Below are 22,436 nucleotides of genomic sequence, written 5' to 3'. Positions count from 1 at the left end.
CATTTTGCCTCCGATTAGCTTATTTATCGTTTAGTGCTACAATCCCTGGAAGCTCTTTGCCTTCCATTAATTCTAAGGAAGCACCACCACCTGTAGAAATGTGATCCATCTTATCTGCTACCTCAAATTTTTCAACTGCTGCAGCTGAATCACCGCCACCGATTACTGTGTAGCCAGCTGTTGTTGCCATTGCATCAGCAACTGTTTTTGTGCCGTTTGCAAATTTGTCCATTTCAAAGACACCCATTGGTCCATTCCAAATGATTAATTTAGAGTTTTTGATAACTTCTGCATAGTTTGCAGCCGTTTTAGGTCCAACATCTAGGCCCATCCAATCAGCGGGAATAGCATCTACATCAACGATTTGTGTTTCAGCATCCTGTGAAAATTCATTTGCCACAACAGCGTCGACTGGCATATGTAATTGCACACCTTTTGCTTTTGCCTTCTCAATAAAGGACTTTGCTAGCTCAATTTTATCTTCCTCTAGCAATGATTTACCGATATCGTGGCCTTGTGCCTTAATAAAGGTAAAGGATAAACCACCACCGATAATTAAGTGATCTACTTTTTCTAAGAGGCTTTCAATAACACCAATTTTATCTTTTACTTTGGCACCACCAATAATGGCTGTAAACGGATGCTCAGGGTTAGACAATGCCTTACCAAGTACATCTAATTCCTTTTGCATTAAGAATCCAGATACAGCTGGAATATGCTTAGCAATTCCTTCTGTAGAAGCATGGGCTCTGTGGGCTGCACCAAAAGCATCATTAACATAAATATCTGCTAGCTGAGCAAATTGCTGTGCTAATGTTGGATCATTTTTCTCTTCGCCAGCATGGAAGCGTACGTTTTCAAGCAGTAGAATGTCTCCATCTTGCATGTTTGCAACGGCTTCTTCCACTGCTTGCCCAATGGATTCATCAAGCTTCGTAACAGGCTTGCCCATTAATTCTGCTAAGCGAATGCCAACAGCTGTTAAACGCATATCTTCTTTTACTTCACCTTTTGGACGACCTAAGTGAGAAGCTAGAATAACTTTAGCACCCTGTTCTACTAAATACTCAATTGTAGGAATAGCTGCACGAATACGCGTCTCATCTGTAATAGCACCGTCTGCCATTGGTACATTAAAATCTACACGTACAAAAACGCGTTGACTCTTAACATCAATATCTTTCATTGTTTTCTTATTTAACATGAAGAAACTCCCTTCAAAGTTCGTTTTAGTCTTACACTCTTGTGTTTTACCCATCTTGGCTCTACACCATGCTTACTAAATTGAAAAGTCATTTTGGTACTTTTTCAGCATCACTATCTCGTGTAAGTAGGATTCTCCAACTTTTGATAATGAACCCTAATACTTGTTTTTATAGTAGCAAAAGTTAACTGCGATGTCTTGCATCAACATGTATCAATTACGCCACTGCGTAATTGCCTCCAGATTTTTTTCGAACTTGCTCCTCTTCAAAATCTGTGACATTCGCTGAGGCTTTTATCTTCTTGTTTCAGTCGGTGATTGGACACTAATGAATCAAGAGAGTAATTTGTGTGTTCATCTCACCACCTATAGAGGTGGGCGTTTTCTGCTGAATCTAGAAAAAAAGGAGTAAGGGTTATCCCTTACTCCCAATACCCTTGTATATTATATCTATTCGATATTATAAAGGCTATACTTTTTGTGCATAAAAAGCAGTAATATGTCACACTTTTTACTCAAAATGTCGAAATATGATACTTATTTATGGTTTAAGCCTTGTTCAGCAATGTATAAAGCCAGGTCCATTAAGCGAGTAGAGTAACCAATTTCGTTATCATACCAAGCTAAAACCTTCACCATTTTGTTTTCTAACACCATTGTTGAAAGGCCATCTACCGTAGAAGAATAATGGTTACCGTTATAATCAATTGATACTAATGGTAGCTCATTGTAATCTAAAATGCCTTTTAATTCATTTTCAGAAGCTTCTTTTAATGCTGCATTAATCGTTTCTTTCGATACATCTGCTTTTAGCTCTACAACTAAGTCAACACATGATACGTTAGGTGTTGGCACACGCATAGAGAAACCATCTAGCTTACCTTTTAATTGTGGCAATACTTTTGATACAGCTACTGCTGCACCTGTTGTTGTTGGAATCATAGATACCGCTCCAGCTCGTGCACGACGAGGGTCAGAGTGTGGGAAGTCTAGAATTCGTTGGTCATTTGTATAAGAGTGAATTGTTGTCATCATACCACGTTCAATGCCAAATTTCTCATCAAGCACTTTAGCTACTGGTGCTAGACAGTTAGTTGTACAAGAAGCATTGGAGATCACATCATCAGTTGCTGGGTTATAATCCTCATGGTTTACACCCATAACAAATGTAGGCATTGCGCCTTTTGCTGGTGCCGATAGAATCGCTTTTTTCGCCCCTGCTTCAATATGCTTGCCTACTTCTTCCATTGAACGGAATCGACCAGTACATTCAAGCACTACATCTACGCCTAATTCACCCCATGGTAATTGTGCAGGATCTTTTTCAGCATATACTTTTACACGTTGACCATTTACTACGAAAGAATCTTCATCTGCATTGACTTCAGCATCATAGATACCGTGTACTGAATCATATTTCAATAAGTGCGCAAGCTGACCAGCATCTGTTAAGTCGTTTACGGCTACTACTTCAAATTCATCATGCTTCATTGCCTCACGAAATACTAAACGTCCAATACGTCCAAATCCATTAATCGCTAATTTTAATGCCATTGTTAATTCCTCCAATAATGTGTGATGTCTGTCTCTATGAATAGAGACATCAAAATTTACTTTATGCTCATTCAAAAAATGCTTAAGCACTTTCTGAGATCGAGTGACATGTTTACAACTTTGCCATCATTCAAGATGCTTATTTTCTATAGAAGATATTTTAGCAGCAATTGCTTTGGCCGCTGCTTCATCTGTTACAAATATGGTTTGCTTAGGTGCTACTTTGAAATAAGAAAGCATTGCATTGACCTTCTGTTTTCCTGCTGCAACTGCAATGACCTGCTCACTGTTTTGTACCTGCTCAAGCTGGATACCAATTGTGCGTATACGATGTACTATTTCTCCGTCTGCATTGAAATAATAGCCGAAAGCCTCACTCACAGCGCCTTTTTCCTCAAGAATTCGCAAATCCTCAGGAGATGAGTTACGACGAATCGCCATTTCCTCTGCAGAGCCAATCCCATGAATGACGCAATCTGCTTGATCATAGAAGGCCATCATTTCTGTTACCATCGGCTCTGTTAGCATCGCTTGATAAGCTTGCTCACTTAAATGCTCTGGTAAAAATAAAGTACGGTATTGTGTTTCCATTTGCATGGCAAATGTTGCAACAAGTGTATTGGCCTGCATTTGCATTTCATGTCCAATCCCCCCGCGTGCAGCTACAAAAGTGATATCCTTTTGTCCGTCTAAAGGATGTAAAAACTGCGCAAGTGAGGCAACAGATTTTCCACCAGTGACAGCTACAACTTGCTCATCAAAAGCAGCCGACATAAATTGCAAGGCTGCTTCTTTGCCTAGCATGCTTAGGATTGTATGATCCTCATTGTAATCACCAGGAACTACGACTACACGTTGGATGCCAAAGTGGCTTTCAAGCACTTTTGCAAGCTGGGTTAAACCAGACCATTCATAAACGATGGCTCTTAATTTTTCAATGACTATTTCACCATCATCTGTACATACCATACCCGACTTTTGCGCATCTAATAACCCTTGTTCACGTAAAATATCAGTTTCTTTGCGTATTTCTCTTTCTGTCATTTTCAGTGAATCAGCTAGTGTACGTCGTCCGATTGGTTGCATGAGTTGAACGGCTTGCAATATTCGATATCTTGCTTGCAGAAGCGGATACATTTCAGGAAGTAGCCTTTGCTGTGCCTCTGGAACAGTTAACATATCTATCTACTCCCCTAATTAATAGTGGTGGGTTCATTTTTAACCCACTTAATTATTTTGTGTCCCACTTATGCTTTTATTATAATATGCATTGTTTTAAAGTGCAAGTAGTTGTATTGTTCTGGATAAAAAAAAGCCTCATAGCTCTAAAAACAGCTACAAGACTTTGTTGAACTTATTTAGTGAAAGATAAAATTGCGTTCTTTTTAAAACCTTCTAAAGCTTTTGTTGCTTCAGTTTTATTTGTAAATTCAAAAATACGAACGTCCTTTTTCTCAAATACTGTAATAACCCACATTGTAAAATCTCCCTTCACATCATCCATTTTTGTAATATAACAACCACTAAAATTTGTGATACATTCGCTAAACTGTTTTATAACAACTTCTTACTTGATACCTATTCTACTCCGATTTTTAGGAAAAGAAAGTCTAATGTGAAGGTCTTCACAAACTGTTCAAATTCAAACCGCTTTCATTGAACAATTTGTGAATTGTGAGAATGACAGCTAATAATAAAGTCATTTATACCGTTAATAACTCTTTATACTTTCAGTAGATTAACTGCCTAATCGCTCCATTAACGTGGCATAATCTAAATGACCATACTGAATGACGACACCCTCTTTTTCAACAACCGGAATCATTAGCATATATTTTTCATGTATACGATCATCCTGCTCTATATCAATTATTTCAATATCAAATAGAACATCTTCCTGAACAAGCTTTAATGTCTGTAGCCCTTCTACACATAAAGGACAATTCGCCCGACTAAAAAATTTAATTTTCATAGATAGCACCTCCTCCTTTATTATAAACGATGTGGCAATGAAGAAATGGCTACTATTCTTTGATGATGTTTATTTGAGCTGTCTTAGCATCCTTCTTTGTAATGGTTGTATTTTTGCCAACAATGACGGAAATCACAACAATCATTGCCACGACGATCGTAAACCAAGAGATGGATTCATTTAAAAATAGCGTAGCAAAAAGAATCATTAAAAATGGCTGTAAATATTGGATCTGACTAACTCTTGCAATACCTCCTAAAGCCATTCCCCCATACCAAGCAACATATGCTAAAAACTGACTGACAACAGCTAAATATAACAGGCTAACCCACGCTGTAAGAGGGACATGTAGCATTTCCAAGGAAAAATTAGAAATGACGGGGACAATAAAAAAGGGAGCCGCCATCAAAATAGCCCAAGCAATCACCTGCCAGCTCCCTAATTCCTTCGCTAACTGTCCTCCTTCTGCATAGCTAAGACCTAATATTACAACTGCTGCTAATAATGCTAGATCTGCCATATGTAATTGGCCTAAGCCTAAAAAGCTAGCATATATAATAACGGCTATAGCCCCAATAACACTCGATAACCAAAACTTAAATGAGGGACGTTCACCTGCTCTGAATAGAGCAAAGCCCGCAGTCGCTAAAGGTAAAAGTGCTAATTCTACCGCTCCGTGAGAAACGGGTAACCTTGTCATTGCCCAAGATGTAAGTAAAGGAAACCCTAATACAGCCCCAAAAGATACTATTATCAAGCTTTTAAATTGTCTAGCAGTCGGTAGTCTTTCTTTTCTTACAAGTAAAACAATGGCGACGATGAACGCCGCAATGACAGCTCTCCCCAATCCTACAATTGTCGCTCCAAAATATGGTACAGCTGTACTTGTTGCGGGTAACGTTAGACTAAAGCAAATTACGCCCACAAATCCTAACAGCAAACCTATTTTTTCTTTTCTTTTATCCTGCATGTTCTCATCCTTCCATTTTCCTCTCCATCTGTCCCTGGTATAATCCATAGTAAGTGGCACTACCTCAAAAATAAACAGAATTTTCTACCAACTGTCCTGGTACAGATAAAGGAGGAAAGATGATGATTGCAAAATATTTAGAGGTTGTAGAGGACATTAAAGAGCAGCTTGCTAATGGTGTGCTCCTTGCAGGCAGTAAACTACCTTCCGTTCGACAACTGTCTGAGCAATTTTCCTGCAGTAAAAATACAGTGATAAGAGCGTATAATGAATTAGAAAAGGAGCATCTTATTTTTTCCAAACCCAAAAGTGGCTATTATGTTGTGAATAACATAGAGCAACCAACTACAAACCAACAAGTTATTGATTTTTTATCAGCTGGCCCAGACAAAAGCATTATGCCCTATATTGAATTTCAGCATTGCATCAATCAAGCTATTGACACATATAAAGAAGAATTATTTAGTTATAGTGATCAGCAAGGGCTTTACTCGCTGCGTGTACAATTGGCTAAGTATCTACAGGACTTACAGGTCTTTACTGAACCTGATCGATTATTTGTTGTCTCGGGCTCACAGCAAGCATTACATTTACTAGCGGCAATGCCTTTTCCGAATGGTAAAAATAATATATTAATAGAACAGCCTACCTATTTTGGTTTTATAGAATCTGTCCATCTGCAACAAGCTACAACTTTTGGGATTGATTTAACAATGGAGGGCATTGATTTAGATCGTCTTGACTATATTTTTCGCAATAATGACATTAAGTTTTTTTATACTGTGCCGAGATTCCATAATCCTCTTGGTCATAGCTATACAAATGACGAAAAAAGAAAGATTGTGGAATTAGCAGAAAAATATGATGTTTATATTGTGGAGGATGATTTTTTAGGAGATTTAGATCCTAATAAAAAAGCGGATCCGTTTTTTTCTTTTAATCCCACTGGCAGGGTTATTTATATTAAAAGCTTTTCAAAGGTATTCTACCGGGTTTAAGAGTAGCGACAGTCGTCCTTCCCACTATAATGACAAATCATTTTCTACGTTATAAATTTAGTGCTGATTTCAATAGCTCTGTGCTCTCGCAGGGTGCCTTAGACATTTATTTAAAAAGCGGTATGTTTAATAGTCATATTAAAAAGATTAAAGAGCTTTATGTAAGAAAAATGAGCGTTTTACAGGAGGCTTGCGAATCATTACTTCCCACCTCTACTAACTATACGAAACCAGTATCAGGCTTTTATCTTTCCATTTTTCTTCCTGATAATGTAAGTGCTAGGCAGGTGGTTCATTTATTAAAGGAAAAAAATATATTGATGGATGACGCTGCTAGAATGTATCTACCAGAATTTAAAAAGGATAATCTTATTCGTTTAAGTATTTCTCAGGTAGATGAACCATTAATTTATACTGGTATCGAGCAACTAGCACTGTGCATTTCATCATTTGAACGTAAAATGCGCTATCCAAAGCCCATTCACCTATTGTAATAAAAAAAGGCATTGATTGTGAGCAAGCTACACATCAATGCCTTTCGTTTTAAATTATTTTAAATGACTATCGAAGAATTTTACCATGGCATTATAGAATTCAATTCTATTTTCTTCATTGGCAAAGCCATGTCCTTCATTATCTTTTAGCATGTACTCTACATCCACACCTCTAGCGCGTAAGGCTTCCACAATTTGATCGGATTCTGCTTTGTTTACACGTGGGTCATTTGCTCCTTGTGCGACAAATAATGGTGTTTTGATTTTATCTGCATGGAAAACTGGTGAAACAGCAGTTAACAATTCTTTGTCTTTCTCTGGATGACCTACGCGCTCATAAAACATGTTACGCATAGTTTCCCAGTAAGGAGGGATGGTATTTAATAATGTAAATATGTTAGATACCCCGACATAATCAACTGCAGCAGCATATAAATCAGGTGTATACGTAATACCCGCTAATGTTGCATAACCACCAAATGATGCCCCATAAATACCGATGCGATCAGGGTCTGCAATGCCTTGGTCAATTGCCCATTGGACACCATCAGTGATGTCATCTTGAATCTTCAGACCCCATTGCTTATTACCAGCCTGAAGGAATTCTTTACCATATCCAGTTGATGAACGGAAATTCACCTGTAGCACTGCATAGCCACGATTAGCTAATAATTGTACTTCTGGGTTGAAGCCCCACATATCACGTGCCCAAGGCCCACCATGAGGATTGACAATAAGAGGGAGATCTTTTGCTTCTTTATTTTTCGGTAAAGTTAAATAGCCATTAATCGTTAAGCCATCTCGGCTCTTATATGAAATTGGATGCATTTCGGCAAGTTCATTCGGATTTAACCAAGGGCTTAAAGTGGCCAACTCGGTTAATTCATCTGTCGTAGAATCGTAATAATAATATTTTCCATAGACAGTATCACTTGAAACACTCACAATAAATTTTGTCATTTCTTTATTGTAATCATTGATACCAAGCTCACTTTCATGCACATTCAGCTTACTTTGAATTTTACGGAAAAGCTTTTCAAAGTTCTCGTCAAAGAATTGGTAATGTGTTTTATCTGTTATATATGCACCATATAGCAATTTATCGTGTTCGGCACTATATAAGACACCCGAAACATCTACCTGATCATTAGACATAATTACTTCTTCATTACCTTTTAAGTCGTATTTCACAACTTCTACTTTGTCTCTACCTTTGTTAGATGTAGCGTAAATGTATTGATTGTCTTTTGAGAAAGCTAGTGGCATTACTTCATCTCCAGCTTCCATTTCAATAAATGGCTTGAATTCATCCTTTTCAGAATCTCGATAAAGAATCGTTCCTTCCACACCATCTGAGGCTACAGCAATTCGTACATTTCCATTGCGATCTGCTAGCCAGCTCGTAATATTACCCGGATTTTTTGCAACGTGAGTTGTTTCCCCAGTCTTTACATTCAACTTGTAGACATCAAAAACTGTTGCATCTTCCTTATTCATCATGATAAGTATTTCATCTTTAACACCTTGTAGGCCACTTAATATCCCAACTGTGACGTTTGGATATGGCGTTAGATCTTTTTCCTCAGAGCCATTAAATGTTGTAGAATAAATATGGAAGTTTTCATCTCCACCTTTATCCTTTACGTAGAGTAAAGCATTATCCTTCCAGAAAAATCCTGCAACGTCCCGATCTTTTGAATTCGAAACACGAACAGGCTCACTATCATCATTCATCTTTTTCACGAAAACATTGGATCTATTCTCCCAAGCAGAAGAAAAAGTAATGTAATTGCCATCTGGCGAAAGTTCATAACCGAAATTTCCAGGATTTTTCATAAAGTCTTCAACTGAAATTTCCTTTACACCTTCATGATTAGAACCATTTTTTATTTGTTTTGCATTGTTTAAAATTTTTACTGCATCTGGTTTTGAAATTGCTTCTGAATTTAATGATAAACCATTAAATACACCAATCTTATTGGCCTTCTCTAAATACTCAGCAAGTGAAGTCTCTTTTTCTTCTTTATTTAAAGCTCTAACTAAAATTCGAGCCACTTCATCACGTTTAATAGTCAAACTTAAATCTGTGAATTCTCCAGCCTTTACCCATTTATCAATAATTTGTTGACGCATTGAATCTGAGCCGTGCTGGAATGTTAAAGTTGTTACAGCTAAATTCAAAAATTCCTGCGCTGATACACGTTCTTCTTGTGCTATTACGCCGCTATTTGTTTCATTGGCAGCACGAACATCTTGCATGGTTGCAGGAATAACCACAGAGGTTGTTAAAATGATTGCTAACGATGCAGATAAAAATCTTTTTTTCAAAATGATTCCTCCCTATATCAGTTTACGTTATATCGATTGTCGATATATTTAAATTATAGCAATTCTAGCATTATTGTCAATAATTGAGAGTTTTTTTATTCAGCCAAAATGAAAGCGAACTAAATAGAATAGTTCGCCATTACCTCTATTAAAATTTCCTGCTTGCTCCCCCACCAGCAGAAGATCCGCCACCAAATCCGCCAAAGCCCCCTCTACTCGAATGTCCTCCACCAAAACTACCTGGATAACCGCCATAGCCTCCAGAGCGAGGACCTCCGCCACCCTTCGAAAAGAATGAATAGATAATAATAACAACGATAATGATTAGGATAATTAACCAAGTGGGTATGTCATCCTCTTCTTTTGTTTGCGCTGGCAAATCACCGCTCCAATTATACTCTTGGGCAACAGCGCGAAAAACTTCAGAATAGATTGCTTGAAAAGCTTGATCTAAATTACCAGTACTTGCTGAGGGATAAAATGCATTATCTAAAATGCGTCCTAATTTACCATCTGGTAATGCTCCCTCTAATCCCTGACCCACGGCAATTACAACGTCGTTATTTCCTTCCCCTTGACCTAAGGTAGCTAAAATTAGGACACCGTTATTTTTTTCCTTGTCACCAATGCCCCATGACCGAATCAATTTTGTCGCATACATTTTCGGCTCTTGTCCATGAAGACTATCAACTGTGACTACCATGATTTCAGCACCCGTGCCTTGATCCAACTGCTCAGAATATTGATTTATCTCTTCTTTGACATTCGCAGAAATTACATTGGCAAAGTCATGTATATACGTATTTTTCATCGGTGATGGCATCGTTGCTTCTGCTAGATTCGAGAAAAAAAGAAGCACCGAACAAACGATGATCATCTGTATAATGCAACGTTTCATTAATGTGTACCTGATTGACTAAAATCGATAGATGGTGCTTTGTCAGCTCCTGCTGTGGCTTTAAAGTATTCTTTTTGTTCAAAGCCAAACATCCCTGCCATTAAATTCCCCGGGAAACGTTTAACATGTTTATTGAATTGCTGTACCTCATTATTGTAATCCTCACGTGCTACTGCCAGACGATTTTCGGTACCTGCTAGCTCATCCATTAACTGGCGGAAATTTGCATCTGCCTTTAAGTTTGGGTAATTTTCTACAACTACTAGTAAACGACTAAGAGCGCCCGTTAAAGCATCATTGGCAACAGCTTGCTCCTCTGGTGAGCTTGCACTTCCCATTTGTGCACGTGCCTCCGTAATATTCGCTATCACCTCTTGCTCATGATTCGCATAGCCTTTCACAGATTCCACTAGATTGGGAATCAAATCATAGCGACGTTGGAGCTGATTTTCAACTTGTGCCCATTTAGAATCAACATTTTCCTCGGCTGTCACCAAACTATTGTATTTAGGTATAAATAATAAGGCGATTACAATAAAAATGATGACAATTATTCCAATTGGTCCAAGTAACTTTTTCAATTTTAATCCTCCTTGACTTGCTTTTCCTTCTATCTTTAGTCTACATTTTTACCTTTACATTTATACCGTATGAAATTGAATTGACACGACATACTAAATACTGCAACAAAAAATTATTGAGGAGGCGTTTTTTTTGTCACAATCGTTTTACAATGAATCATCAAACCAAACAAATTTAAATCAACAACATAGCCTAAATCATGGTGGACATGAAATGATGGACATGCATGAAACAATTGGCGAAATTATTGCAGGTATGAACCAAGCGATTATTTTGCGTCCCCATGTAAAAGATCCTGAATTACTCAACATTTTGGATCGCCAATATAATTTCACTCTTGGTATGTACAATACGATCATAGAGTCCTTTAAAACAGGACACGATCCATCTGTTCCAACAGGACGCTACCAAATGGAAACAGGAAATGATTTCAAATATGGCCTAAATCCAGGTCAACCAAAAAAACCAATGCAAAACGCTAATGAAATTAATGATGAGGCTATTTCTGGATTTTTACTTGGAGCTCAAAAAGGAGCAGCAAAATGTATGACAACTGCTGCGTTGGAGACAACAAACCCTGTAGTTCGTCGCGTTGTTGCGGATAGTATTCCTAACTGTATTGAAATGGGATACGAATTATCTATTTATCAAAATAAACACGGCTATTATCAGGTGCCTCAGTATTCCCAACAGGATATGCAAACGATGCTGAATGCATTCGACACAACATCTAATCCCCTTCATTAAATAAGAACAGTGCATGGTGAATATTCACCATGCACTGCTGTTTTTAACATAAAAAAGCGAACGAGCATATCGTTCGCTTTTTCAGCTTTATAATACTTTTCCTAAAAACGCTTTCGTACGGTCACTTTGTGGATTGCCGAATAGTTCCTCTGGAGACCCCTCTTCTACAATATAGCCCCCATCCATGAAGACTACTCGATCGCCTACTTCACGAGCAAAGCCCATTTCATGTGTCACAACAACCATTGTCATCCCTTCAGCTGCTAGATTTTTCATAACATCTAGTACCTCTTTTACCATTTCAGGGTCAAGTGCTGAAGTTGGCTCGTCAAATAAAATAGCTTTTGGCTTCATTGCTAAGGCACGAGCAATCGCCACACGCTGTTGCTGACCACCTGATAGCTGCTCAGGATAATTATAGGCCTTGCTGTCGAGTCCAACCTTGTTTAATAGCTCATGTCCTAGAGCTTCTGCGTCTGTACGATTCATTTTACGAATTTGCATAGGTGCCATCGTGACATTATCGATAACAGTCATATGCGGGAATAAGTTAAATTGTTGGAACACCATACCCACTTCAGCGCGAATTTCATTGATATTCGTTTTAGGATCATTAATTTTTACATTTTCAATATAAATAGCACCATCCGTTACTTCTTCTAACATATTGATACAACGGAGAAATGTACTTTTTCCTGAACCAGACGGCCCAATAACACAGACAACTTGTTTTTCTTGAATTTCATAATCGATTCCTTTTAATACTTCAAGCTTGCCAAAGTATTTGTGTAGGTTTTCAATTTTTATCATCTTGCTTCCCGCCCTTCTACCTTAGCTTTACGAGGGACATAACTATTGCTAAATCGTTTCTCGATAAATGCTACAATCTTCGTTACACCATATGTCAAAACTAAATATAATAATGCTGCAACGATATACGGTTCCCAGAAGCGGAAGCTCGCACCAGCTACGACCTTACTAGCGTATAAAATATCTGGTGCTGCAATTACAGTTACAAGTGAAGAATCTTTTAATAATGCAATAAATTCATTCCCCAATGGTGGAATCATACGTCTAAATGCTTGCGGCAAAATGACCTTACGCATCGCTTGGTTATGCGTTAATCCAAGAGAGCGAGCAGCCTCCATTTGCCCTTTTGCAATACTTTGAATCCCTGCACGGAAAATTTCAGCATTATAAGCAGCACAGTTTAAAATAAGTGCTGTAATCCCCGATACCATATAACCTAAAGAATGACCAAAAATTGTCGGAATAACTGCTAAGTGAATTAACAAGATTTGTACAAGCATTGGTGTTCCACGGAATAAATCGATATATAGTTTAGATGGCCAATAAATCCATTTTTTACTCGATAATTTTCCAAGGCCTAAAAATAGCCCTAATAGAATACCGCCAAAATAACCACTAAGTGTCAAAATAAGTGTTACGCCAATACCTCGTATAAACATATCTCGGTAGTTCCAGACAATGTCCCAGCGTAAGTCAAAGATGTCCATCCGAAAACCCCATTCCCCTTTAAATTACGATTAATAAATGAGCCGTTAGCACAATCACTATGTTAATAGCATCATTTCATTCATTTTTATTCAAAATCAATGCCTGTAATTTCTTTTAATTTACCGTTTTCTTTAATCTTTTTAAGACCTTCGTTTAATTTATCTAGCAATTCTTTATTCCCTTTTTGAACCATGAAGCCATAGTATTCTTTTTCGAATGCATCATCTTCAATTACTTTTAGTTTTTGATCTGGGTGAGCTTTGATATATTCATAAACTACTGCGTTATCTCCGATAGCTGCATCAACATTCCCATTTAACATTTCTTGAATAGCGATTGGCTGACTTTCAAAAGCCATAATATTTGTACTTGCTTCCCCTTGTAGCTTTTTCGCCGCCATATGACCAGTAGCATTGATTTGTACAGATACTTTTTTATCTTTTAATTCATCAAGAGATTTAATCTTTGAATCTTCTTTCACAACAATTAATAACTGAGACTCATAATACGGTTCTGTAAAATCAAATGATTCTTTACGCTCTTCCGTAATTGTGATTCCAGAAGCACCGATATCTGTTTCACCGTTTTTAATTGTTTGGAACACTGGCTCCCATCCAATATTATTCCACTCAACCTCAAAGTCCATCTCATCTGCAATAGCTTGTAGAATATCGACATCAATCCCCACAATTTTCCCTGAATCGTCAACAGATTCAAATGGTGCAAAAGTGGCCTCAGTACCTACTTTATAAACTTTTTTGCCATCTCCACCATCTTCTGAAGAAGAGCTACCTGAAGATGCATCATCTTTTGTACCACATCCTGCAAGTGCTAATGTTAATGCTGCAATTATCATCAATAACATCCAACCTGTTTTTTTCATTGTATTTCCCCCTAGTTCGATAATTTTCCGAATTACGTATTATTTTTCGCAATTCGGAAATGTTAGACTATTAGGTCAATTATATTAACATTATAGTATTTAGACAACAACTTTTCGCATAAAATAAAATATTTTTTCATATAAATTTATAAGAAATTCATATAATTTGAGAAAACATGTATAAATAACAAGAAAATTAACCTAAAACTAATATATATACAATATGAACCATGCCAAATTTCGATAAATTTAGGCAAAAAAAAAGAATCCCCTCAGATAGGATTCTTTTTTTTCGACTATTACTAGTCTCACGTACAGTATGTTCACTAAAAAATAATTTGGAGTTGTTGCTTTTTTGAAGGTTTGAAAGGAATAAATAGGGGAATAATGCCAACTAGGACAGTATTCCCTTTATTCTTCCTCTCGATCTCCAGTAAGCAGGCTGCTAAACTACTTATTAGGAGATGAGCTATAACAGTATATCAATTAATCAGTAAAATGGCGCCCTCGGAGGGAATCGAACCCCCAGTGCAAGAACCGGAATCTTACGTGTTATCCATTACACCACGAGGGCAAAAGACACAAAAAAAAAGTACTCACTCTAGGCTTACGAAAAGCATGATGTAGATAACCCTCATTTTTGAAGCATACCTGCAAAATAGTGTCCTGTACTTTAAACCTTATAACCTTAATCATTATACAAGCCTATCCTATATAATTCAACCATAGAATGCAAAAACAATTTATTTTTTTTAATTTCACTTTAGCAGGGTTAATATTTGACCTTCCCTGACTATAATGTGTATGATAAGGATACAGCTGAAATACAAAGGAAATTTTTCAGCAAAGGTATTCGAATTTAGCTTTTTAAGGAGGATTTAACATGAATTTAATTCCTACAGTTATTGAACAAACTAGTCGTGGTGAGCGTGCATATGACATTTATTCACGTCTACTTAAAGACCGTATTATCCTTTTAGGAAGTGCTATTGATGACAATGTTGCTAACTCCATTGTCGCACAGCTTCTTTTCCTACAAGCAGAAGATCCAGATAAAGATATCTCTCTTTATATTAACTCACCTGGCGGATCCATTACGGCTGGTATGGCTATCTATGACACAATGCAAATCATTAAACCACAGGTACAAACAATTTGTATTGGTATGGCTGCATCAATGGGAGCTTTCCTACTTGCAGCTGGAGAACCTGGTAAACGTTTTGCCTTACCAAATGCTGAAGTCATGATTCACCAACCACTAGGTGGTGCACAAGGTCAAGCGACAGAAATTGAAATTGCTGCTAAACGTATTCTATTCTTACGTGAAAAATTAAATGGCATTTTATCTGAACGCACTGGTCAACCACTTGAAGTCATTGCAAGAGACACAGATCGTGATAACTTCATGACTGCTGAACGTGCAAAAGAATACGGTTTAATCGATCATATTATGCACCGTAGCGATAATAAATAAAAAATAGAAGGCATCACAGAATTACTCTGTGATGCCTTTTATATTTAATGAATGTTAATCTTCATTTTCAATAATTGTTGCCAATGCTGTAACCGCTTGCTCAGCATCGTTACCTTCACTGCTTAAAGTCACTTCGGTACCTTTAGCAACTGCTAAGCTCATAACACCCATAATGGATTTGGCATTTACTTTTTTCTCATCTTTTTCTAGAAAGATATCAGCACTAAAACGATTTGCTTCTTGCACAAATAGTGCTGCTTGTCTAGCTTGTAGTCCTAATTTTAATTTAACCTGGACTCTTCTCTCAATCATTCTCAAAACTCCCCTTCACTACCGTTCGTCTATTAGTTTTATCTTACCTTACTTACTGGCAAAAGAACAATAAGCGATTAGCATGACATTCATACCTGAAAAGTATGATAACTTAACCACCTATTTTTTCACCACGCCTTAATGCATCCGCAATCTCATCAATTTTTCTCAATCGATGGTTAACACCAGATTTACTAACCGTTCCACTAGATACCATTTCACCAAGCTCTTTTAATGTCACATCTTGGTATTCAACACGGAGACGTGCTATTTCACGAAGCTTCTCTGGTAGTTGATCAAGACCAATTGAATTTTCAATAAATCGAATATTCTCAACCTGCCGTAATGCTGCTCCAATGGTTTTATTTAAATTGGCAGTTTCACAGTTCACAATACGGTTGACACTATTACGCATATCTCGCAAAATCCGAACATCTTCAAATTTCATCATAGCCTGATGCGCTCCAACAATATTAAGGAAATCTGAAATTTTTTCCGCTTCCTTTAAGTAAGTTACAAAGCCTTTTTTACGTTCAATTGTTTTGGCATTGAGTTCAAATTCATTCATCAAATCCATTAATGCCTCACCATGTTCTTTATATAAAGAATAAACCTCTAAATGATAAGCCGATGTTTCTGGATTATTGACGGAACCTCCTGCTAAAAAGGCTCCTCTTAAATAAGCTCTTTTTTGGCCACTCTTTTGAATGAGCTTTCTTGAGATAGTATGGTTAAATTGAAAGTCGTCTGAGATGATTTCTAAATCAATTAATAGCTCACGCGCTCCTTCTCTAACACGGCATATATACACATTATTTTTTTTCAATCGCATTTTCTTACGAACAAGTAATTCAACATTGTACGGATACAATTTTTTCATAATCGTATATAGTCTTCTAGCAATTGCAGCGTTTTCGGTTTGCACGTCTAAGCTTAGTTGTTTATTTGCAAAGGATAATGAACCATTCATACGAATTAGGGCAGAAACTTCTGCTTTCATACAATGATTGTCCGCTTCTATTTGTGTCAATTCTTTTTTTGTTTCAGAAGCAAAAGACATATCACGCCCCCCCTTTCATTCATGATTTCTATGTATATGTTCATCTTACCATATACAATAAAGCCATTATGTTTCTATTATTGGTCCTCTTACTTTTTGATGGTAAATATCAGCATAATCTACCAGCCATTCTGCAACATTTGTAGCATTATGTCGAACCGTTCCATCTGGACGAATTGTAGCAATGTCTCGTTTGATAACTTCTAATCCCATACTTTCAAGCTTTGCTACGTCAAATGTTACTGGTTCCGCTCTTTCTTCTTTATACAGTTCTTTTACAGGGTTAGGGAGTTCTTCATCATTTACTAAAATGGAATCGATAAAATCATGGCCAACATGCTTATGTATAGCTGTTACATGATCGCCTGCTGTATAAGAAATGGTTTCACCCTTTTGTGTCATTAAATTACAAACATATATTTTTCTTCCCTTAGCCTTAACAACTGCTTCACCGATTTCCTTAACAAGCAAATTCGGAATAATACTTGTATATAAGCTTCCTGGTCCTATTAAAATATAGTCTGCACGAAGTATTGCACGAATAGCTTCTGGCAACGGTTGCACATTTTCAGGTACTAAAAAAACGCGATTAATGCGTTTTGTCGCTGTCGGAATTTTTGATTCTCCCTCGATAATTGAACCGTCCTCAAGCACAGCATGTAAGGTGATTTTTTTATTAGCAGCTGGAATAACTCGACCATGAACTTTTAAAACCTTTCCCATCTCACTGATAGCATGATTGAAATCACCGGTAATATCAGTAAGAGCTGTAAGCATTAAATTCCCTAAGGAGTGACCTCGTAAGTCTTCAGATGCCGAAAAACGGTATTGAAACATTTGCTCTACAAGGGGCTCAATATCTGATAATGCTGCAATCACATTGCGTACATCACCAGGCGGTGGGATATCGTAATCATCACGTAAACGACCTGAAGATCCACCATCATCTGCTACCGTTACAATAGCAGTAATATCAAATGGGTGATGCTTCAGCCCGCGAAGTAACGTGGAGAGCCCTGTGCCACCACCAATTACCACAAGCTTTGTTTGCTTTTTCCCCATTCACTCATTCCTTTCTACGATTAATATCACGATGCGTAATAACCGTATTTTCCTTGCCCGCAAAGTATGCACCAAAAAATTCTGCTAATGTCACGGAGCGATGCTGGCCCCCAGTACAACCAAAAGCAATAACAAGCTGTGATTTACCTTCTTGTCGATAGAGAGGAATCATAAAGTCTAATAAATCCGTCAGTTTTTGTATAAGGATCTGCGTATCTTCCAACGCTAACACATAAGAAGATACCTCTGTTTGTAGACCCGTTTTTGGACGTAGCTCCTCCACATAATATGGGTTTTTAAGAAAACGAACATCAAACACTAAGTCCGCATCAATCGGCATACCATGTTTAAAGCCAAAGGACATAATGTTAACGGTAAAAATAGTGTCTGCCTCACTTGCAAATTCTTTGACGATTTTTTCACGTAATTGCTTTGGTTTCATGTTAGATGTGTTATAAACAAAATTGGCACGACCCTTTACTTCAGATAAAAGTACTCGTTCCTGTTTAATTCCATCTAGAGGTAAACCATTCACTGCTAATGGATGTGCACGTCTTGTTTCTTTATAACGTCTGACTAATGTGGCATCATCTGCATCTAAAAATAAAATACGAGCAACAATATCGCCTTCTTTTAGTATATGGTCTAATGCGCCAATTAGAGCATCAAAAAAGTCACCTCCGCGCATATCCATTACTGCTGCAATTCGGGTACTGTCTTTACCAGAATCTCTTAATAAGGTTAAAAAAGTTGTAAGTAACGCAGGTGGTAAATTATCAATACAGTAATACCCTAAATCCTCAAAGCTTTGAATAGCTACTGTTTTCCCAGCCCCAGACATTCCTGTAATAATAACCAATTCATGTGTACTTTGTTGGCCTTCAACCACCACTGTCATGCAACTCCTTTATTGTTCTTTTGAAATTTGTATTTTCTGATGAAGTAATTCAAAATCTGTTGTATAGTCAAACGTGCCATACTGAATGCCTGATTGCGAAACAGCAAATTGTAAATTAGTTCGATCTCCTTCAGCCATTGGCAAATGTGCTAAATCCTCTACTGGGTGCCATGCAAGTTTGCCTTCTCTTGTTTCTTCGAACGGTACTCCATCTACATCCTTTGCAACAAATGTATAGAGCATCCATTCATCCACTACGTCATTGTTTTCTTTAATGATCATCGTATAAACACCCTTTAAATGAACATGTAAAGGTATGAGGTTTGTCTCTTCTTGAAACTCTCGAATAGCAGCCTCAAAGATTGACTCGCCACTCTCCATTTTCCCTCCAGGAGCTACATACCAGCCTCGTCTTGGTTTCTGAAGTAATAATACTTTACCGTCTTTTACGGCTATTAAATTTGCAATTCTTTGCATAGGCACACCTCTAATCACTTTTGCATTCTACTCTTCATTATAACAAGACCTTGTAAGTTTTGTCCTCATTTACAACTCTTGTACGTAGACAATTAACAATTTAGTTCTATTCAAAGATAACCATTTCATCTTGGGCGAAATTTACATTTTCGTGATATTATTATTTGATTTTTTACGCATAAAAAAAGTAGGTTGCTCCCACCTATGGAGGCGGAAACAACCTACTAAACAAAATAAAAGGGGGATTGCTAATTACATTTTTAATCATACACCTTTTATATGTCATTCAAGTTACAGCAATATTAAAACCACATTAAAATTGTATTTTTTTCCTTAAAATAGCCATATTAGGCATTAATTTTCTCTAATAGCTCTTCTACATAATGTTGAACAGCTTGCGCGGCAATACTACCGTCACCAGTTGCTGTTACAATTTGACGAAGTGATTTTTCACGAACATCTCCAGCTGCAAAGATACCTGGAATTTTTGTTTCCATTGTTTCATTTGTCAAAATATAGCCAGCCTCATTTAAAATACCTAATGACTCAAATGGTTTAGTTAAAGGTAGCATACCTATATAGACGAATACACCATCTGTAGCAAATTCAGATTCTGTACCATCAACAGTTGATTGTAGTGTTACACTGCCAACTTTACCATTCGCTTCATTGATTTCTTTTACAGTTGCATTCCAAATGAAATCAATTTTTTCGTTGGCAAAGGCACGATCTTGTAGAATTTTTTGTGCACGTAATTTATCGCGACGGTGGACAATTGTCACTTTGTCAGCAAAGCGAGTTAAATAAACACCCTCTTCAACAGCTGAATCTCCGCCACCTACGACAACTAGATTTTTTTGTTTAAAGAATGCACCATCACATACTGCACAGTAGCTGACACCACGGCCACCAAGTTCTTTTTCACCAGGCACACCCATTTTTTTATACTCAGCACCAGTGGTAATAATAATGGCACGTGTTTTATATTCTTTTGCACCTGATTTAATTGTTTTATATTCTTCTCCATCGATGATTTCTGTGACATCACCATAGGCATATTCAGCACCAAATTTTTTAGCGTGCTCAAACATTTTTGTAGAAAGCTCTGGTCCTAAAATTGTCTCAAAACCTGGGTAGTTTTCTACTTCTTCTGTGTTTGCCATTTGTCCACCAGGAATGCCACGTTCAATCATTAGAGTTGACAAATTTGCACGAGATGTATAAACAGCGGCAGTCATCCCAGCAGGACCTGCACCAATAATTACTACATCATAAATTTTTTCTTCCGACATAAATACTTCCCCCTAAACAGAATACTTTTTATCTTCATTCAACCAATACATGTAACGCCATCTATAGAAGAAGATCAATGACGCTAAGGAAAAATTGGTGATAGCGTTAGTATGTTCATCGTATGTGAAAGTATAAAGTTATTCAACTATGTTGCTCACACATTAATTATGACTGTTTGGCAAAAACGTTAAGATTTCGTCAATATACTTCGATAAAGTAGATACAGATACTCCATATTGCTGCGCAATTTCCTTTTTTGTCACTTTAAGCATTTGTGAAGATCTGAATAAATAATCGTTTGCTCCTGCAATTGCTGTTGGATTTGTAAAACGATAATTTTCTATTAAAGCTTGTTCACATAGCACAAACCACATTTGAAACATCGGTACAATTAATGTTGATAGCTTTCCATACTGTTCTAATAAAATTTCTGAGACCTGTACTGATCGTAAAAAGCTTGCTTCTACTTTATTTTTCTTATCAAATTCATGTCCAAGTGCATAAGCCAAAAACAATTTTTCAAAAGAGCCGAATTGTTCAATATTTATCCATTTTGGATGGGCGATAATTTCTTGCTTATGCGCTGTACCTTTCAGTAAAAATAAACCAAAAATGCGCTCACTTGTATAAGTACTCTCTAATTTTTCAACAATAAAATCACGATCATGCTCCAATGCATCGAGTCCAAATTCATTTTCTTGTTGGCGCCAAGGCTCGAAGCCTTCTTTGTCTGGGTCTAGCTCTAGTAGCTGATCCCACGCACTTTTCGAAATCTCCTCATGTCCGGAGAAATAGGCAGCATGTGACAGCCAAAAGTAAAATCCTGCATCTCCTACATAGCCTCTCTTTTGCATACTGCGCAACCATTTATAGGCTAATTCATATTGGCCGATTAAGGCTAAGGTAGCACCAAGTTTATAACGATGCTCCCAAGTATAGGGTTGAATTTTAACAAGAATATTTAACAGTTCTTGTAAATCATCTTCATTTTTTTCATAATACGCAATCACCGTTAAATTGCATAATGCGTGTAGATTGCCCTTATTTTCACGTAGCACTGTATGCAAGAGAGCCTTTGCTTGCTCTTCTTCTCCAACATAAAAATAAGCGAGTGCTAGATTATTATAAGCTGACCAAAATGCTGGTCGATCTTCAATTAAATCTTCTAAAATAGTAATAGCTTCAGGAAAATCTCCCTTTTCCATACAACGACGGGCTTGCTCCTGACGATATAAATCCTCACCAGAGCCTTCAAGTTCTTCAAAATCATCTTGCTCAAAAGCAACAAACTCTAATATTTCTGCTGCTTCATCCGCATAAGCACCCTCAGGTTCTAGCTTTAAATATTCTTCTGCAAAGCGTTTTGCATCATGCATGATGCCCACACACCCTGATACTTCTGCCATGTAAAATATGATTTCTGGATTATCTGGATCAATTTGATAGGCGCGACGAAGTAGGTCATACGCTTCCTCAAAACGTTGACCTTCTAACTCTACTATGGCTAACTGCAAGATAATCATTGGATCGTCGGGACTTAAATCTACCGCACGCTGTAAATATTTATAGGCTTTATTCATTTGTCCACTGTTCATTGCTTGAATTGATTTCTTATAATAATAGTCGCCTGTTGGAATGAACGACACTATATTCGATTGAGTCTCATTTTGACGTTTCTTTTCCAATATATTTCCTCCGAAACAAGAAATAAG

General features: G+C 37.2%; 21 protein-coding genes, 1 tRNA gene and 1 pseudogene. 3 read left to right on the top strand and 20 right to left on the bottom strand.

Annotated elements, in window-relative coordinates:
* Positions 1–19: 19 nt before the first annotated feature.
* From NY607_RS18105 to NY607_RS18080, 6 genes are all read right to left on the bottom strand, one after another.
* The gene (locus tag NY607_RS18105; RefSeq protein ID WP_131521144.1) at positions 20–1,204 is read right to left on the bottom strand and encodes a phosphoglycerate kinase; all 1,185 of its coding nucleotides are present in this window, start codon (positions 1,202–1,204) and stop codon (positions 20–22) included.
* A gap of 537 nt (positions 1,205–1,741) precedes the next feature.
* On the bottom strand, positions 1,742–2,758 hold the full coding sequence (gene gap, locus NY607_RS18100; protein WP_004228061.1) for a type I glyceraldehyde-3-phosphate dehydrogenase: 1,017 nt from the start codon (positions 2,756–2,758) through the stop codon (positions 1,742–1,744).
* Positions 2,759–2,884: 126 nt separating this feature from the next.
* On the bottom strand, positions 2,885–3,937 hold the full coding sequence (locus tag NY607_RS18095; protein WP_054549559.1) for a sugar-binding transcriptional regulator: 1,053 nt from the start codon (positions 3,935–3,937) through the stop codon (positions 2,885–2,887).
* 175 nt (positions 3,938–4,112) lie between these two features.
* Positions 4,113–4,235: a hypothetical protein gene (locus NY607_RS18090; RefSeq protein ID WP_004228055.1), complete on the bottom strand. Its 123-nt coding sequence runs from the start codon at positions 4,233–4,235 to the stop codon at positions 4,113–4,115.
* 261 nt (positions 4,236–4,496) lie between these two features.
* Positions 4,497–4,730: a glutaredoxin family protein gene (locus NY607_RS18085; protein ID WP_054549560.1), complete on the bottom strand. Its 234-nt coding sequence runs from the start codon at positions 4,728–4,730 to the stop codon at positions 4,497–4,499.
* A 52-nt stretch (positions 4,731–4,782) separates the two neighbouring features.
* Positions 4,783–5,700 (bottom strand): DMT family transporter, encoded by a 918-nt coding sequence (locus NY607_RS18080; RefSeq protein WP_259420090.1) that lies wholly within the window; start codon positions 5,698–5,700, stop codon positions 4,783–4,785.
* Positions 5,701–5,822: 122 nt separating this feature from the next.
* Here NY607_RS18080 and NY607_RS18075 point away from each other — a divergent pair.
* A pseudogene (locus tag NY607_RS18075) lies at positions 5,823–7,192 on the top strand (aminotransferase-like domain-containing protein).
* A gap of 54 nt (positions 7,193–7,246) precedes the next feature.
* Here the strand turns inward: NY607_RS18075 and NY607_RS18070 are convergent.
* From NY607_RS18070 to NY607_RS18060, 3 genes are all read right to left on the bottom strand, one after another.
* A complete protein-coding gene (locus NY607_RS18070; protein WP_237898660.1) occupies positions 7,247–9,520 on the bottom strand; it encodes a S9 family peptidase in 2,274 nt (757 codons plus the stop codon).
* 148 nt (positions 9,521–9,668) lie between these two features.
* Positions 9,669–10,418: a TPM domain-containing protein gene (locus NY607_RS18065; RefSeq protein ID WP_259420089.1), complete on the bottom strand. Its 750-nt coding sequence runs from the start codon at positions 10,416–10,418 to the stop codon at positions 9,669–9,671.
* Positions 10,418–10,999, bottom strand: coding sequence for a LemA family protein (locus NY607_RS18060; protein WP_131521138.1), 582 nt, complete (start codon positions 10,997–10,999; stop codon positions 10,418–10,420). Before NY607_RS18060 ends, NY607_RS18065 begins: the two co-directional genes overlap by 1 nt.
* A 133-nt stretch (positions 11,000–11,132) precedes the next feature.
* On the opposite strand from NY607_RS18060, the gene NY607_RS18055 reads away from it, so the two are divergent.
* The gene (locus NY607_RS18055) at positions 11,133–11,747 is read left to right on the top strand and encodes a spore coat protein (RefSeq protein WP_259420088.1); all 615 of its coding nucleotides are present in this window, start codon (positions 11,133–11,135) and stop codon (positions 11,745–11,747) included.
* Positions 11,748–11,834: 87 nt separating this feature from the next.
* Here the strand turns inward: NY607_RS18055 and NY607_RS18050 are convergent, their stop codons facing one another.
* From NY607_RS18050 to NY607_RS18035, 4 genes are all read right to left on the bottom strand, one after another.
* Positions 11,835–12,557 (bottom strand): amino acid ABC transporter ATP-binding protein, encoded by a 723-nt coding sequence (locus tag NY607_RS18050; RefSeq protein ID WP_131521137.1) that lies wholly within the window; start codon positions 12,555–12,557, stop codon positions 11,835–11,837.
* Entirely contained in the window at positions 12,554–13,264 is a 711-nt protein-coding gene (locus NY607_RS18045; RefSeq protein WP_004228035.1) for an amino acid ABC transporter permease, read from the bottom strand. The genes NY607_RS18050 and NY607_RS18045 overlap by 4 nt, the downstream gene beginning before the upstream one ends.
* 86 nt (positions 13,265–13,350) lie before the next feature.
* On the bottom strand, positions 13,351–14,148 hold the full coding sequence (locus NY607_RS18040) for a basic amino acid ABC transporter substrate-binding protein (RefSeq protein WP_259420087.1): 798 nt from the start codon (positions 14,146–14,148) through the stop codon (positions 13,351–13,353).
* A 499-nt stretch (positions 14,149–14,647) separates the two neighbouring features.
* Positions 14,648–14,722 (bottom strand) — tRNA-Arg (locus NY607_RS18035).
* A gap of 309 nt (positions 14,723–15,031) precedes the next feature.
* Here NY607_RS18035 and clpP point away from each other — a divergent pair.
* A complete protein-coding gene (clpP, locus tag NY607_RS18030) occupies positions 15,032–15,622 on the top strand; it encodes an ATP-dependent Clp endopeptidase proteolytic subunit ClpP (protein WP_004228025.1) in 591 nt (196 codons plus the stop codon).
* Between the two features lie 54 nt (positions 15,623–15,676).
* Here clpP and NY607_RS18025 read toward each other — a convergent pair whose 3' ends face one another.
* The 7 genes from NY607_RS18025 to NY607_RS17995 form a co-directional block, all read right to left on the bottom strand.
* Positions 15,677–15,934 (bottom strand): HPr family phosphocarrier protein, encoded by a 258-nt coding sequence (locus tag NY607_RS18025; RefSeq protein ID WP_004228023.1) that lies wholly within the window; start codon positions 15,932–15,934, stop codon positions 15,677–15,679.
* A 112-nt stretch (positions 15,935–16,046) separates the two neighbouring features.
* Positions 16,047–16,994 (bottom strand): DNA-binding protein WhiA, encoded by a 948-nt coding sequence (gene whiA / locus NY607_RS18020; RefSeq protein ID WP_004228019.1) that lies wholly within the window; start codon positions 16,992–16,994, stop codon positions 16,047–16,049.
* A 66-nt stretch (positions 16,995–17,060) separates the two neighbouring features.
* A complete protein-coding gene (locus NY607_RS18015) occupies positions 17,061–18,056 on the bottom strand; it encodes a gluconeogenesis factor YvcK family protein (protein ID WP_054549565.1) in 996 nt (331 codons plus the stop codon).
* Between the two features lie 4 nt (positions 18,057–18,060).
* A complete protein-coding gene (gene rapZ, locus NY607_RS18010; RefSeq protein ID WP_259420086.1) occupies positions 18,061–18,954 on the bottom strand; it encodes an RNase adapter RapZ in 894 nt (297 codons plus the stop codon).
* A 9-nt stretch (positions 18,955–18,963) separates the two neighbouring features.
* Positions 18,964–19,431, bottom strand: a complete 468-nt coding sequence (locus tag NY607_RS18005) for an NUDIX hydrolase (protein ID WP_259420085.1) — start codon at positions 19,429–19,431, stop codon at positions 18,964–18,966.
* Between the two features lie 347 nt (positions 19,432–19,778).
* The gene (gene trxB, locus NY607_RS18000; protein WP_054549567.1) at positions 19,779–20,723 is read right to left on the bottom strand and encodes a thioredoxin-disulfide reductase; all 945 of its coding nucleotides are present in this window, start codon (positions 20,721–20,723) and stop codon (positions 19,779–19,781) included.
* Positions 20,724–20,885: 162 nt separating this feature from the next.
* Complete coding sequence (locus tag NY607_RS17995) at positions 20,886–22,409, bottom strand: tetratricopeptide repeat protein (RefSeq protein WP_131521134.1); 1,524 nt, start codon at positions 22,407–22,409, stop codon at positions 20,886–20,888.
* Between the last annotated feature and the right edge of the window lie 27 nt (positions 22,410–22,436).

Origin of the sequence: Lysinibacillus sp. A4, from assembly GCF_024919535.1 — a bacterium.
Classification (GTDB): Bacteria; Bacillota; Bacilli; order Bacillales_A; family Planococcaceae; genus Lysinibacillus; species Lysinibacillus capsici.
This window is presented reverse-complemented; position numbering and strand designations above follow the sequence as displayed.